This window comes from Streptomyces sp. NPDC007189, from assembly GCF_040703635.1.
Taxonomy (GTDB): Bacteria; Actinomycetota; Actinomycetes; order Streptomycetales; family Streptomycetaceae; genus Streptomyces.
Genome location: NZ_JBEYEY010000027.1, coordinates 17,296 through 30,461, shown reverse-complemented (window position 1 = coordinate 30,461; position 13,166 = coordinate 17,296). Strand labels below are relative to the sequence as shown.

At 71.5% G+C, this 13,166-nt stretch carries 14 protein-coding genes; 12 read left to right on the top strand and 2 right to left on the bottom strand.

From position 1 onward, the window contains the following. Window positions 1–137 precede the first annotated feature (137 nt). From AB0950_RS36845 to AB0950_RS36820, 6 genes are all read left to right on the top strand, one after another. Window positions 138–1,535 carry a glycosyltransferase gene (locus tag AB0950_RS36845; RefSeq protein ID WP_360162394.1) on the top strand — a complete coding sequence of 466 codons (1,398 nt, stop codon included), beginning with the start codon at window positions 138–140 and terminating at the stop codon, window positions 1,533–1,535. Continuing rightward, window positions 1,535–2,314 carry a polysaccharide deacetylase family protein gene (locus tag AB0950_RS36840; protein WP_360575959.1) on the top strand — a complete coding sequence of 260 codons (780 nt, stop codon included), beginning with the start codon at window positions 1,535–1,537 and terminating at the stop codon, window positions 2,312–2,314. The genes AB0950_RS36845 and AB0950_RS36840 overlap by 1 nt, the downstream gene beginning before the upstream one ends. A 78-nt stretch (window positions 2,315–2,392) precedes the next feature. Next, window positions 2,393–3,061, top strand: a complete 669-nt coding sequence (locus AB0950_RS36835; RefSeq protein WP_366780414.1) for a DedA family protein — start codon at window positions 2,393–2,395, stop codon at window positions 3,059–3,061. Beyond that, window positions 3,058–3,663 (top strand): phosphatase PAP2 family protein, encoded by a 606-nt coding sequence (locus AB0950_RS36830; RefSeq protein WP_366780413.1) that lies wholly within the window; start codon window positions 3,058–3,060, stop codon window positions 3,661–3,663. Before AB0950_RS36835 ends, AB0950_RS36830 begins: the two co-directional genes overlap by 4 nt. A gap of 62 nt (window positions 3,664–3,725) precedes the next feature. Beyond that, entirely contained in the window at window positions 3,726–4,388 is a 663-nt protein-coding gene (locus AB0950_RS36825; protein WP_366780412.1) for a response regulator transcription factor, read from the top strand. Continuing rightward, window positions 4,385–5,770 carry a HAMP domain-containing sensor histidine kinase gene (locus AB0950_RS36820; protein ID WP_366780411.1) on the top strand — a complete coding sequence of 462 codons (1,386 nt, stop codon included), beginning with the start codon at window positions 4,385–4,387 and terminating at the stop codon, window positions 5,768–5,770. The genes AB0950_RS36825 and AB0950_RS36820 overlap by 4 nt, the downstream gene beginning before the upstream one ends. Here the strand turns inward: AB0950_RS36820 and AB0950_RS36815 are convergent. Next, window positions 5,751–6,653, bottom strand: a complete 903-nt coding sequence (locus tag AB0950_RS36815) for a hypothetical protein (RefSeq protein WP_366780410.1) — start codon at window positions 6,651–6,653, stop codon at window positions 5,751–5,753. The genes AB0950_RS36820 and AB0950_RS36815 overlap by 20 nt on opposite strands. A gap of 151 nt (window positions 6,654–6,804) precedes the next feature. Beyond that, a complete protein-coding gene (locus tag AB0950_RS36810) occupies window positions 6,805–7,644 on the bottom strand; it encodes a hypothetical protein (protein ID WP_366780409.1) in 840 nt (279 codons plus the stop codon). 165 nt (window positions 7,645–7,809) lie between these two features. On the opposite strand from AB0950_RS36810, the gene AB0950_RS36805 reads away from it, so the two are divergent. The 6 genes from AB0950_RS36805 (at window position 7,810) to AB0950_RS36780 (ending at window position 12,734) form a co-directional block, all read left to right on the top strand. Further along, complete coding sequence (locus AB0950_RS36805) at window positions 7,810–7,935, top strand: hypothetical protein (protein WP_360575968.1); 126 nt, start codon at window positions 7,810–7,812, stop codon at window positions 7,933–7,935. Between the two features lie 259 nt (window positions 7,936–8,194). Continuing rightward, window positions 8,195–8,482, top strand: a complete 288-nt coding sequence (locus tag AB0950_RS36800; RefSeq protein ID WP_366780408.1) for a hypothetical protein — start codon at window positions 8,195–8,197, stop codon at window positions 8,480–8,482. A gap of 467 nt (window positions 8,483–8,949) precedes the next feature. Beyond that, window positions 8,950–9,888 carry an ATP-binding cassette domain-containing protein gene (locus AB0950_RS36795; protein ID WP_360162376.1) on the top strand — a complete coding sequence of 313 codons (939 nt, stop codon included), beginning with the start codon at window positions 8,950–8,952 and terminating at the stop codon, window positions 9,886–9,888. After that, window positions 9,885–10,736: an ABC transporter permease gene (locus AB0950_RS36790; RefSeq protein ID WP_360162374.1), complete on the top strand. Its 852-nt coding sequence runs from the start codon at window positions 9,885–9,887 to the stop codon at window positions 10,734–10,736. The genes AB0950_RS36795 and AB0950_RS36790 overlap by 4 nt, the downstream gene beginning before the upstream one ends. A gap of 34 nt (window positions 10,737–10,770) precedes the next feature. Next, window positions 10,771–12,069, top strand: a complete 1,299-nt coding sequence (locus tag AB0950_RS36785; RefSeq protein ID WP_360162420.1) for a histidine kinase — start codon at window positions 10,771–10,773, stop codon at window positions 12,067–12,069. Then, a complete protein-coding gene (locus AB0950_RS36780; protein ID WP_360162372.1) occupies window positions 12,066–12,734 on the top strand; it encodes a response regulator transcription factor in 669 nt (222 codons plus the stop codon). Before AB0950_RS36785 ends, AB0950_RS36780 begins: the two co-directional genes overlap by 4 nt. Window positions 12,735–13,166 lie beyond the last annotated feature (432 nt).

Sequence of the window (13,166 nt, the reverse complement as noted above, 5' to 3'; positions counted from 1 at the left end):
CGCCCTTCCTCGCTTTCGTCCGAACAGGCTACCCGGTCATCTCCTACTAGTTGTAGGAGGTAAGCTCCGGGCTTCGAACCGCGAACTACTACATCTTGTAGAGTTCCCCAGCTCTCCCGATGCCGGAGGACCAGTCGATGCCCCACGCCGGACGCACTCTTTCCGTGCCCGCACTCGCGGGCGCGGTACCGCTCCCGCGGAGCGAGGCCGCCGCCTCCCGCCGTATCGCGATCATCTCCGCGAGCGTCGGCGCGGGGCACGACGGCGCCGCCACCGAACTCGCCCGCCGCCTCACGGCGGACGGCTTCACCGTGGACCGGCATGACCTGCTGGACCTGCTGCCCGCCCGGCTCGGCCGCGCCGTCCAGGAGGGCTATCACCGGATGCTCGTCCGGGCACCGTGGGCCTACCAGCGGATCTACGCCGCTACCGAGCGGGCCGGAGGCAGCGGCCCGGCGGCGCGGGCGCTGCTGCGCTCCGCCGAGAACCAGGTGCTGCGGGCCCTGGCCCCGGGGACCGGCGCGGTGGTCTCCACCTACCCGGGGGCCAGTCGGGTGCTGGGCAACCTGCGCCTGTCCGGACGGCTCACCGTCCCGGTCCTGACGTACCTGACGGACTTCTCGGTGCATCCGCTGTGGGTGGCGGAGGGCGTGGACGTCCACCTCGCGGCCCACGCCGTGCCCGCCGCCCAGGCGCGTGCCGTCGGCGCCCGGGACGTCCGGGTGTGCGGGCCGGTCACCGACCCGCGGTTCAGGCTCTGCGACAGACAGGAACGCGATCGCGCGCGGGCCAGGTTCGGGCTGCCGCCGCACCGTCCGCTCGCCCTCCTGGTCGCCGGATCCTGGGGTGTCGGGCCGGTCCGGAAGGTGGCCCAGGAGGTGCGCGACTGCGGTGCCGCCGTACCGGTCGTCGTCTGCGGCCGCAACGAGGCCCTGGCCGAGCGGCTGCGCGCCGACGGCATCGAGCACGTGTACGGCTGGGTGGACGACATGCCCGGCCTGATGCACGCCGCCGACGTCCTGGTCCAGAACGCCGGCGGGCTCACCTGCCTGGAGGCGTTCGCCGCGGGCCTGCCCGTGGCCAGTTACCGCTGCATACCCGGCCACGGCCTGACCAACGCGGCTGCCCTGGACGAAGCAGGCGCGGCCGTCTGGATCCGCGAGCCGGCCGCCCTGAAGGCGGTACTGCACGACCTGATCGACGGCCCGCTCGGGCCACGCCAGCGCGAGACGGGCTTCGCCTTGTTCGCCGCGTCGCCGGCCGAAGGCCCGGCAGCGGAGATCGGGCGCATGCACCGCTCGGGGCTCCCGCAACCGGACCCGCGGCCGAGCCGGCGGCCCTCCGTGCGCCGACGCCCCGCCCCCCGCCGGCTCGCCACCACGGTCGCGGTCGGCTGTGCCGCGTGGGCGTGCGCCGTCGGTACGGGCATCGCGACGGCGCACGACGGCCCTGGGCTGGCACGCGCCATCAGCCACGGCCTCGACCTGGACGACCGCGCCCCGCTGCACGGTTCCCAGCCGGACGGGCACCGCTGATGACGGCCGCCCCTACCCTCCGCAGCGCCGCCTTGGCCGCCTTTCTCGCCGCCGCACATGCCACGCCCGTCGTCTCCACGTTCGGGCCGCTGCGCAACCGCCTCCTGCCCGGCCTCTCCGGCCGGGGCCATCCGGACCACGTCGCCCTGACCTTCGACGACGGACCCGACCCAGGATCCACCCCCCACTTCCTGCGGCTGCTCGCCGAGCGTGAGGTGCACGCCACCTTCTTCATGCTCGGTACGCAGGCGCACCGCTCCCCCGGTCTGGTCCGTGAGATCGTCGCGGCGGGCCACGAGATCGGCATCCACGGCTGGCTGCACCGCCCTCTGCTCCTGCGCGGTCCGCGGGCCACCTATGACGACTTCGCCCGCGCCCGGGACACCGTCGCCGCGATCACCGGGCGCCGGCCCACGCTCTTCCGGCCGCCGTACGGTGTCATGTCGACCGCCGCCCACCTGGCGGCCCGCCGCCTCGGACTCACGCCGGTACTGTGGACCTGCTGGGGGGAGGACTGGACGGCCCGGGCCACGCCGGAGTCCGTCCACCGCACGGTGGCGCGCGATCTGGACGGCGGCGGAACCATCCTCCTCCACGACTCCGACTGCACCTCCGCCCCCGGCGCCTGGCACTCGGCCCTGGGCGCCCTGCCCCGCATCCTCGACACCTGCGCAGAACGGGGCTTCGAGGTCGGCCGGCTGTGCGACCACGGGTGGCCTTCGCGCGCTGCCCATGGCATGGGAACGCTCCTCGGCCGCCGTTCGTCTACAGTTCCGTAGACGGTCCCTTTTTCTGCAGTCACTGATCCCGGCCGTTCACTCGCACCACCCTGATCACCCGGAAAGGGCTCGCCCCGTATGACCACTCCGTCGCACCTGGCTGCGCAGCTGGCCGTCAACGTGCTCGACGCCCATTCGCTGCTGGCCGCCTTCGGTGTGCTGGGCGTCGGCGTGGTGCTGTTCGCCGAGACGGGGCTGCTGGTCGGATTCTTCCTGCCCGGTGACTCCCTGTTGTTCACAGCGGGTCTGCTGTGCACGGGTACGGGGGACCAGGCGGTGAAACTGTCCCTGGTGCCGCTGCTGGTCGCCGCGGCCCTCGGCGCGCTGGCCGGGGCCCAGTGCGGATACCTGCTCGGCCGGAAGGCGGGCGGCGTGCTGATCGCCCGCAGCCGTTCCCGGCGGCTGCGCGAGGGGGTGAAACGTGCCGAGGAGCTGCTGGAGCGGTACGGGTACGCCAAGGCGGTCGTCCTGGCCCGGTTCGTCCCGGTGGTGCGGACGGTGCTCAACCCGATGGCGGGGGCGCTGGAGGTCCCGGTGCGGACCTTCACGTTGTGGCAGGTGATCGACGGCCTGGCCTGGAGCATCGGCCTCACCCTTGCGGGGTACGCGCTGGGCTCCTCGGTCCCGAACGTCGACCGATACCTGTTGCCGCTGGTCGCGTTGATCGTCGTCCTGTCCCTGGTTCCTCTTCTCGTCGAGGCGCTGCACGCCCGACGCGGCGCCGACGTGCGGGGAGGAAGCAAGTGATCCTCGCTCTTGACGGGTCCTCCATCGACGGCTCCGCCTACTCGGACGTGGTGCGCCTTGCCCAGCACTCGCCCGGCTGGCTGGACGACACGCTGTCGGCTTGGTCGACGTACGGGCTCGCCGTGTTCGCCGTCCTGGCCGCCGTCGGCTGGTGGCGGGCCCGGCGCTCGGGCGCCGGCGCGGCGGTGACCGCGCTGACAGTCCCCCTTGTCGTGGTTGTCGCGTACGGCGTGGACGCCGTCCTGAAGCTGGCGGTGCGCGAGGAACGGCCGTGTCAGAGCCTGCACGTCCAAACGCTGGAGGCGTGTCCGTCGCCCGGCGACTGGTCCTTCCCCAGCAACCACGCGGCCATCGCCGCAGCGGCGGCCGTGGCCCTGGTGTTCGTCTCGCGCCGTCTCGGGGCGGTCGCGATCGTGGCCGCGCTGGCGATGGGAGCGTCCCGGGTGTGGGTCGGCGCACACTATCCCCACGACGTCCTGGCCGGCCTCGTCGTCGGCACACTGGTGGCCCTGATGGCGACGCTCGCAACACGGCGGCAGTCGGAAACCCTGGCGCGGCGGCTCGCCGCCAGGCGCCTGGGTGCTCTGCTGCTCAGCTCATGAGGGCGACAGCTGCCCGATTCGTTCATCGCAGGTACGACCCGGCCGCAAGCCGACGGAGAATCATGCGCCCCAAGATCCTGGTGGTCGAGGACGATCACGCCCTGCGCGACGTGCTGCGCCGGGGGCTGTACGACGAGGACTTCGACCCCGTCCTGGCAGCCGACGGCGCAACCGCCATGCGGATCGCCACGGCCGACATCGCGGCGGCCGTCCTGGACGTCGGACTGCCTGACGCCGACGGACGGGACGTGTGCCAGGCGATGCGCGCCAACGGCTTCCTCGCCCCCGTGATCTTCCTGACCGCCCGGCACCAGCTCACCGACCGCCTGTCCGGCTTCTCCGCCGGGGGCGACGACTATCTGCCCAAGCCCTTCCACCTGGCCGAACTCGCCGCCAGGCTGAGAGCCGTACTCAGACGGACAGCCACCACGACGGTGGCCTCGGCCGGTGACCTGGTTCTCAACGCGGTGGACCACAGCATGACCGTGCATGACGCCCGTGTCACCGTGTCCCCCACGGAGTTCCGGCTGCTGGCCACGCTCGCCGCGGCGGATGGAACCCTCGTGCGCCGCCGCGACCTGGTGCGGGCCGGCTGGCCCGAGGGCGCGCAGGTCAGCGACAACACCCTGGACCAGTACCTGAGCCGGCTGCGCCGCAAGCTGCGGCTGGCCGGCAGCGGCCTGACGATCGACACGGCGCGCGGGATCGGACACCGTCTGTCGTGACCCGTGCCTTGCGTGTCCTGCGCCGTCTCGCCCCGCGCACCCTCCGCGGCCGCCTCTCCCTGGTGGCGCTGACCACCGCCGCCCTGCTGATGACGATCCTGACCGTGGTGTTCAACGCCGTGATGGACCGGCACCTGCAGCACCAGGCGGACGACGAACTCCGCAACCGGGCGGCAGCGGTGGCCACGACCGTCGATACCACCGGACCCCGGGTGCGCGTCCTGGAAACCGTCAACGACCGGCTCCTCGACACGAACGTGTGGATCTACGCCGGAACCCGTCTGCTGGAGAAGCCGCCCTCCGCCACCGCCGGCAGCCCGCCGGCCCTGGCCGCCGGCCGCCTGGCCGCGCAGCGGAAGCACGCCTGCGCGACCGTCCATGCCCACGGTCGCGGCCCCGTCCGGCTGTGCGCCCAGCCTCTCCCCGGTAGCCGCGCTACCGCCACCGTCGTCACCGCCCTGGACCTGGCTCCGTACCGCAGTTCGGCCGACACCCTGCTGGTGGGGTCACTCGTCCTGGACGTCGTGATGCTCGGATGCACGTACGTACTCACCCGCCTGTCCGTCGGCCGGGCACTGCGCCCGGTGCGGACGATGACCGACCAGGCCACGCAGTGGAGCGCCGTGGGCTCGGACGAGCGCTTCGGCACGGAGGACCACCCGGCCGAACTCGCCCGCCTGGGTGTCTCCCTGGACGCGCTCCTGGACCGCATACGCACCGTCCTGCGCCACGAACAGCAGCTGACGGGAGAGCTGTCCCACGAGCTGCGCACACCGCTCACCCGGATCATCATGGAACTCGACTGGTGGCGGGCCCGTCCCCGCACGGACGCCGAGACCAGCGCCACCCAAGCGGTGATCGCCGAGGCCGCCCAGTCCATGCGCACCATCTGCGACACGCTCCTCGACGAGGCCCGCGAGAACGCCCTGAATCCGGCAACGGTTCCCGGAGCAACTGACGTGGTGCCCGTCCTGGACCGCCTCCTAAAGGGCCTCGACACACCGGCCCTGGTGAAGACCGCCATGGAGACGGAAGCGCCGGTGCTGGAGGCAGGTGTTGCCCCCGCTCTCCTCGAACGCATCCTCAGCCCTCTGCTCACCAACGCCGCCCGCTACGCCCACTCCCGTCTGATCGTGTCCGCGCGACGCATCCCCGGCGCCGTGCGGATCGACGTCGTCGACGACGGCCCGGGTGTGCCGGAGGCGTTCGTGGCGGAGCTGTTCCAGCCCGGCCGGCGCGCCGATCCCGGCGACGGGCACGACGGCGCGGGCCTGGGGCTGCCGCTCGCGCGACGCCTGGCCCGCGCCGTCGGCGGTGAGGTGTCCTACGACCCCGGGCACGTGCCGGGTGCCAGGTTCACGGTCAGCCTGCCCGCCGGGTGACGGGGTCCTGCCCCTGCCTCGCCGGCCGGGCGGCAGACCGGCGCTCCTGAACCTGGGCGTACGCCATCAGTCCGAACAGGACGGCGAGGAGAACGGCGGACGAGCCCGCGGTACCCAGATCCAGGCCGCCCTTGGCGACCGGCTTGGTGAGGAAGTCGCCCGCGGTGGCGCCCAGTGGGCGGGTGAGGACGAAGGCGATCCAGAACAGCAGGACATTCGGCACTGCGGGCACGTTCATCAGCGCCACGAGTACGGCGAGCAGCCCGGTCACGAGCAGCGCACCACCGGCGTAGCCGAGGCCGGAGCTGTCGGAGAGGAAGTCGCCCATGGAGGTGCCGAGGGTGTTCGACACGAGGATCGCCGACCAGAACAGGGCCTCGCCCCTGAAGGTGACGATGTCGCGGATCTGGAACGTCATCCCGCTCAGCTTCCAGGCGAGGAAGATCGCCAGGAGGATCGAGATCAGGATGGCGGCTCCGGCGGGGTAGCCCAGGCCGAGGCCCTGCGGGCCCCAGCCCAGTCTGGTCGCGCCGTTCGAGAGGTACCTGGCGCTGGCGTCGCGGTTCATGAAGTCGGACATCGTGGTGCCGGCCATGCTGGTCGACAGGATCACGGTCCAGTAGAAGAACGGGTTGTAGCGGCTGGACCGCAGCTGGAGCACCAGCGTCACCACGAAGATCAGGAACAGCGCGATCGTGGTGAGGAAGTAGCCGAGCCTGAGGGTCTGTGCGAAGAGGTCGCCCGCCGTCTCGCCCAGGGTCGTCGCGGCGATCTTCATGATCCAGAACGCCAGCGTGACCTCGGGCAGCTTCTTGATCACCGACTTGGTCGTACTCGACGTGCTCGCCACGTCGAGGTCGGTGAGGACCTCCGGTTTCTCCAATTCAACTCTCCTGTCCGGTCGAACGACAGGACGCTCGCCCCCGGGAAGCGGGACGAGCGCCCTGTGAGACGAGCCGACCGCCGAGCGGTGGCGATCTTCGACCGTGGCACAGCGTGCCTGAACGTATCCTGAACGCCTGCCGTGCGGCAGGTCAGGCCGTGTGCCGAGGGGCTGACTCCGTCCCGGTGACGTCCTTGCGGGTCACGCTCAGGTACGCGACCAGGCCGAGGATGACGGCCAGGAACAGAGCGCTGGTGATCACGGTGCCCACACCCAGGCCGCCGTCTCCGGTGGGCTGGGAGAGGTAGTCGCCGATCGACGCGCCGAGGGGGCGGGTGAGGATGTAGGCGATCCAGAAGCTCCACACCGCGTCCAGGCCCAGCGTGAAGTGCGCGATGGCCACCGCGGCGATGGCAGCCGCGAACAGGACGGCGGACAGCCAGTAACCGAGATCCATGCGCTCCGAGACCAAGTCGCCGGCCGCGGTGCCCAGGGCGAAGGTGAACAACACCGCGAGCCAGTAGAAGGACTCGCGGCTGGTGGTGTCGATGCTGTGGATGGACAACGTCCGCTCACGCCGGTACCAGACGACGAACACGACCGCGAGGACGATGGCGAACACCGTCGTACTCGTCTCCAGCGGCACGCCCATGTTGTCGGTGAGGTTGTCGCTGATCAGGGTGCCGACGACGCTGATCAGAGCCACGGCGAGCCAGTACACGCCGGCCCGGTACGCCGCCGTACGGAACTGCACCACCAACACCACGGCCAGCAGTGCGCTCATCAGCACCGACACACCGGTCAGACCCAGGCCGGCCTTCTCGTTCAGCAGATCGGCCGCGGTCTCCCCGACCGTGGTGCACAGCACCTTGATGATCCAGAAGTAGGCGGTGACTTCGGGCACCTTGTTCCAACGAAGCCGGTGCCGCGCCGGACCGGCAGGCTCCCCGGCCTCGGCGAGCGCGGATGTCTCAGAGGTTTCATAAGTCATGGCCAACGACCGTGCCACCGGACACCTGAACGCATCCTGACTGCTCACGCGGCACCGCGCGCACCATGCCTCTTGCAGCAGCACTGGGCACCATGAGCAACTGCCTACTTCTCCCCATACAGGCGCCCCTTCCCGCTCCTGCCCACGTGACGGAAGAAGGCCGCCTTGCCCATCACACCTGCCGACCGTCGGCCGACTGAGCAGGCGGCGAGCCGGCTGCGCCACCGGTTCGGCCGCGCGGCGGTCCTGGCCTACGCCGCCGCGCTGCTCCAGCCGGGGCCCGGACCGTGATTGCGCAGGGATCACTCGCTGCCGCTCGGCTGAGCGGGCAGCCTGCCTGTGTCCACTGCACCGCTCCTGCTCTCCCTGGTGGTCTTCTCGGCAGGGCTCCAGGTCCCCCTGCGCGCGCTCGGCACCCTGCTTCGACGCCCGATCGCTCTGCCGGCCGGGCTCGTCCTGCACCTGACGATCCGCTGCTGGCCATCCCCGGCGTCGCGTCCCTGCTCCACCAAACCCCCGACACCGACGGCGGCAGCGGCCGGTCACCGCGATGATCCTCATCACGGCGATGCCCGTCGCCGCCGGAGCCACCGTGTGGACCGGCAAGGGGGACGGCGACCAGCCACCCATGGTGGGGCTCGTCCTCGCCTCCACCTTCCTCGAGCCCGCTCACCATTCCCCTGTCATCGGCAGCCTGCTGCCGCTGCTCAGCGATGGTTACGCGGGCACACTCGCCAGGTCCGCACACACCGCCCATGACGGAATCACCCTGATCGGCTGGTCCTGCCCTGCGCGGCCGGCGCTCTGTGCCGTCTGGTACTGCCCGCGCCGTGGCTGAGCCGGGTACTCAGCGTCATCGAGCCGGTTCCCCTGGCCGGCCCGCTCGTCCATACGTACGTCAACGCCTACGGCGCCCTCGGCTCCTTCCTGGCCCACCCGCGCCCTGTGCTGCTCGCCGCCGCGCCGACCGTGACGGCAAGCGCTTGCCCGCTGTCGTTCACGGCCGGCCACGCAGCCGCACGCCTGCTGAGACTGGACGCCCTCGGCCTCGTCACTCACGCTCGCCTGCGGCATGAACTACAGCAGCGCGAGCGCCGTTCTGATCACCAACACGCTGCCCGACAAACCGCACCTGCTCCAACCTCGCCCACGCTCCCTGCGCACCACCGGGTCGTAGTACCCCGGTACCACCTGCCCGGCGCTGTTCAGCCCCCTGGTACCACCGGATTGCGCAGGTCGCGGGCTTAGCGTGATGGAGAAGGCGCCAGGCGTTTCGGGCGCCGGGGTCCGAGTGAGAGGGCGCAAATGATCGAGGCACAGCAGCTCACCAAGAGGTACGGGGAGAAGACAGCCGTCGACGGTCTCGACTTCACCGTGAAGCCGGGTACGGTGACCGGGTTCCTGGGACCCAACGGTGCGGGCAAGTCCACGACGATGCGCATGGTCGTCGGGCTGGACGCTCCGACCAGCGGCTCCGTCACGGTGAACGGACAGCGCTACGCCCGCCACCAGGCGCCGCTGCAGGAGGTGGGAGCCCTGCTGGAGGCCAAGTCGATCCACCCGGGCCGCTCAGCCCACAACCACCTCCGGGCGCTCGCACTGACCCACGGCATCCCAGGCCGCCGGGTCGACGAGGTCATCGAACTCGCCGGTCTCGGCAGCGTCGCGAGGAAGCGGGCCGGAGCCTTCTCCCTCGGCATGGGCCAGCGGCTCGGCATCGCGGCCGCCCTGCTCGGCGACCCGCAGACCGTCATGCTGGACGAGCCCGTCAACGGGCTGGACCCCGAGGGCGTCCTCTGGATCCGCAACCTGCTCACCTCCCTCGCGGCCGAGGGGCGCACGGTGTTCGTCTCTTCGCATCTGATGAGCGAGGTGGCGCTGGTGGCCGATCATCTGATCGTCGTCGGGCGGGGGCGGCTGCTGGCCGACACCACCGTGCAGGACCTGGTGCGCGAGGCCGGTGGCGACAGCGTGCGGGTCGCGACGGACGACCCAGCGCGGCTGCGGGACGTGCTGGCCGGGCCGGGCGTGGAGATCACCGGCCGCATCGGGTCGGAGGAACTGCAGGTGACCGGGGTGTCCGCCCGCGAGATCGGCCTGAAGGCGGCCGAGCACGCCATCCCCCTGTTCGAACTGACCACCAAGGCGGTGTCGCTGGAGGAGGCGTTCATGGAACTGACCCGGGAGGCCGTGGAGTACCACGGCTCCACGACCGGCACCGAGACCTCCGGGAGCGCGGCATGAGCACCCTCACGGCAACACCCGAAACCTCCGGGACCACTCCGGCCGCTCCCACCCGGCCCGCCTACCGGGTGACCGGTCGGCGCGTCCTGGCCTCGGAGTGGGCCAAGCTCTGGTCCCTGCGCTCCACCTGGATCACCCTCGGCCTGGGCCTGCTGTTCCTCGTCGCCTTCGGCGTCATCGCCGCGAGCCACTACAAGTCGAACCTCGACTCCGGCCGGCACCTGGACCGCGACTTCGCCTCCGCCACCGCGGTGAGCCTGTCCCTCTTCGGCACGAACTTCGCCCAGCTCGCCCTCGGCGTGCTCGGCGTGCTGGTCACGGCGGGCGAGTACTCCACCGGCATGATCCGCTCGACCCTCGCGGCCGTGCCCCGCCGGCTGCCGGTGCTGTGGTCCAAGGCGGCGGTGTACGGGCTCGTCGCGCTGGTGGTCGCCACCGTCGGCGCGTTCGCCGCCTTCCTCGTCGGCAGCCGGATCCTGTCCGGCACGCCCGCCGCGATGGGCCTCGGGCACGCCGGCGTCGTACGCAGCCTCCTGGGCGCCGGGCTCTACCTCGGCCTGGTCGGCGTGATCGGCACCGCCCTCGGAGCGCTGTTGCGGTCCGTGGCCGGCGGCATCTCGGTGCTCGTGGGCGCCCTGATGCTCGTACCCGGGCTGGTCTCCCTGCTGCCCACCTCGTGGCAGGGCCACATCGCCCCCTACCTTCCCAGCCACGCGGGGGAGTCGATCTTCGCCCTGACCCATGACTCGACCACCCTGTCGCCCGGTGGCGGACTCGTGGTCTTCCTCGGCTGGACGGCGCTGGCGCTCGCTGGAGCGGCGTACCGGCTGCTGCGCAGCGACGTCTGAGCGCAGCTACCCGCATCATGGGCTGGTGACCTCCGTGACCACCGAAGATTTCAGCGGGATGGGACCGCTGGTAGCCCGGCTCGGCCGGGCCGGCCAGCGGCTCCGGTACGCCGATCGGGCCCGTCCGTGGGTGCTCGACAGCGGGGCGGTGGTGCTGGTCCTCGTGGCGTTCTGCCTGCCCGATCTGCTGCACGCGGTCGGCCTGGTCGGCGGGGACGGTGACGGTGACGGACCGCGCCGCTTCCGAGTGGCGTTCACCCGGTTGCCCGTGGCGGGGATGCTGGCCCTGCAGGCCGGTCTGGTGCTGCCGCTGCTGTGGCGACGCCGGGCACCCGCGGTGGCCTTCGGCGCGGTCACGGCCGTGTTCGCTCTCCAGTGGGCGATCGGCGCCGCCCTTCGCGCGGACGTTGCCCTCTTCATCGCCCTGTACAGCCTGACCCTGCACGGGCGGCTACAGCAGCTGCCGTGGGCCTGCGCGGCAACAGCGGGGGCACTTGGCTTGGTCGCGGCGAGGTTGTCGGCGGCGATCTCGGTCTGGGACGCGCTCTTCTTCCTGCTCAGCACGGCGACCGCGGCCCTCGCGCTCGGCCTGATGATCCGTATCCGGCGGGCTCAGCTGGCCGGGCTGCGGGACCGCGCGGCCCGGCTGGAGATCGAACGCGACCAGCGGGGCAGGCTCGCCGTCGCGGCCGAGCGGGCACGGGTGGCCCGCGAGATGCACGACATCGTCGGCCACAACCTGTCCGTCATCATCACCCTCGCCGACGCGGGCGCCTACGCCACCGCCGCCTCCCCCAAGCGGGGGGAGGAGGCCCTGCACCTCATCGGCGACACCGGCCGCCAGGCCCTGGGCGAACTGCGCAGGGTGCTCGGCGTCCTGCGTGAGCCGGACGGCCCGCGCGGGGAGCCTGAACTCAGCCCCCAGCCTGGTCTCGCGGACATCGGCGCGCTGTGCGAGGCGGTGCGCGCCGCCGGCCTGGAAGTCGTCTACCGTACGGCCGGTGACGTCGACGCCCTCGACAGCGGGGTGCAACTCACGGTCTACCGCATCGCGCAGGAGGCCCTGACAAACACCCTCAAACACGCTGGCGCGGGCACCCGTGCGAACCTGGCGATCCTCGTCGAGGACGCACGGCTGACCATCACCGTCCAGGACTCCGGCCCGTCCACACCGGTCGGCCGTCCCGGCCCGGCGAACGAGGAAGGACACGGCCTGGTGGGCATGCGGGAACGAGCGGCTCTCTACGGAGGGCACGTCAGCGCGGGTCCGGCCGGTGCCGGATGGACGGTGCGCGCCACCCTCGAACTGACTCCCCAGGGTGGCGCTCGATGACGACCGTCCTCATCGTGGACGACCAGCCGCTACAGCGGTACGGGTTCCGCATGCTCCTCGACTCCGTGGCCGAGACGGAGGTGGTCGGTGAGGCCGCGCACGGAAGCGAGGCCGTCCGCAAGGCTGCCGAACTGCGCCCCGACGTCGTCCTGATGGACGTACGCATGCCGGGTATGGACGGTATCGAGGCCACGCGCCGCATCGTCGCCGCCGGCGACCGTTCGCGGGTCCTCGTTCTGACCACCTTCGACGTCGACGAGTACGTCCACGCGGCCCTGCGCGCCGGAGCCAGCGGTTTCCTCCTCAAGGACGCCCGTCCCGAGGAACTCCTCGCCGGCATCCGCGCCGTGGCCGTCGGCGACGCGGTGATCGCGCCTGCACTCACCCGCCGCCTGCTGCACGAGTTCGCCCGTCTGGTGCCACCCGGCGGCAACGGCTCTGCCGAGGATCCGCGCCTCAGCGCCCTCACCGACCGCGAACGCGAGATCCTCGTCGCCATCGGCAAGGGCTGGTCCAACGGGGAGATCGCCACGCATTTCGTGCTGTCGGAATCCACGGTGAAGACCCACGTCGGCCGCGTCCTGTCCAAGATCGGCGCCCGCGACCGCATCCAAGCGGTGATCTTCGCCTACGACCACGGCCTGGCCCGCCCTCATGCGGGCTGAGCCTGCGACACCGGCGACGGGCACGGCTCCTCAGACAGCGGACGTCCGTGTGCACTCCTCGACCTGACGGAGGGAGCGGCCTGCCGCTCCAGCCGCTGCTGCAGTCGAGTTGCCTGTGCTGCCGCGCCGGGTGTCGGCGACTCATCCTGTGTGGCACCGACGCCGTGAAGAAGGTCGGCGCTCTGCGACACAGGGAGGGCTACGCCGCCCCGACGGTGTACGAGGTCAGAGGGCCGAGGACTCCGATGCCCTCCGGGCCGCCGTGACCCGAGTCCTGGAACTCGACGGCCCAGGGGGGATCTTCGCCGCTCCGGTGGATGTCTCATGGCTACGCGACGAGGAATCGACCGAGGCCATCTCAAGCAGGTCATCGAGGAAGTCCCCAGGGCTGCCCTGCTACGTACGGATCTCGCGGCATTCGGCGCGCTGGCC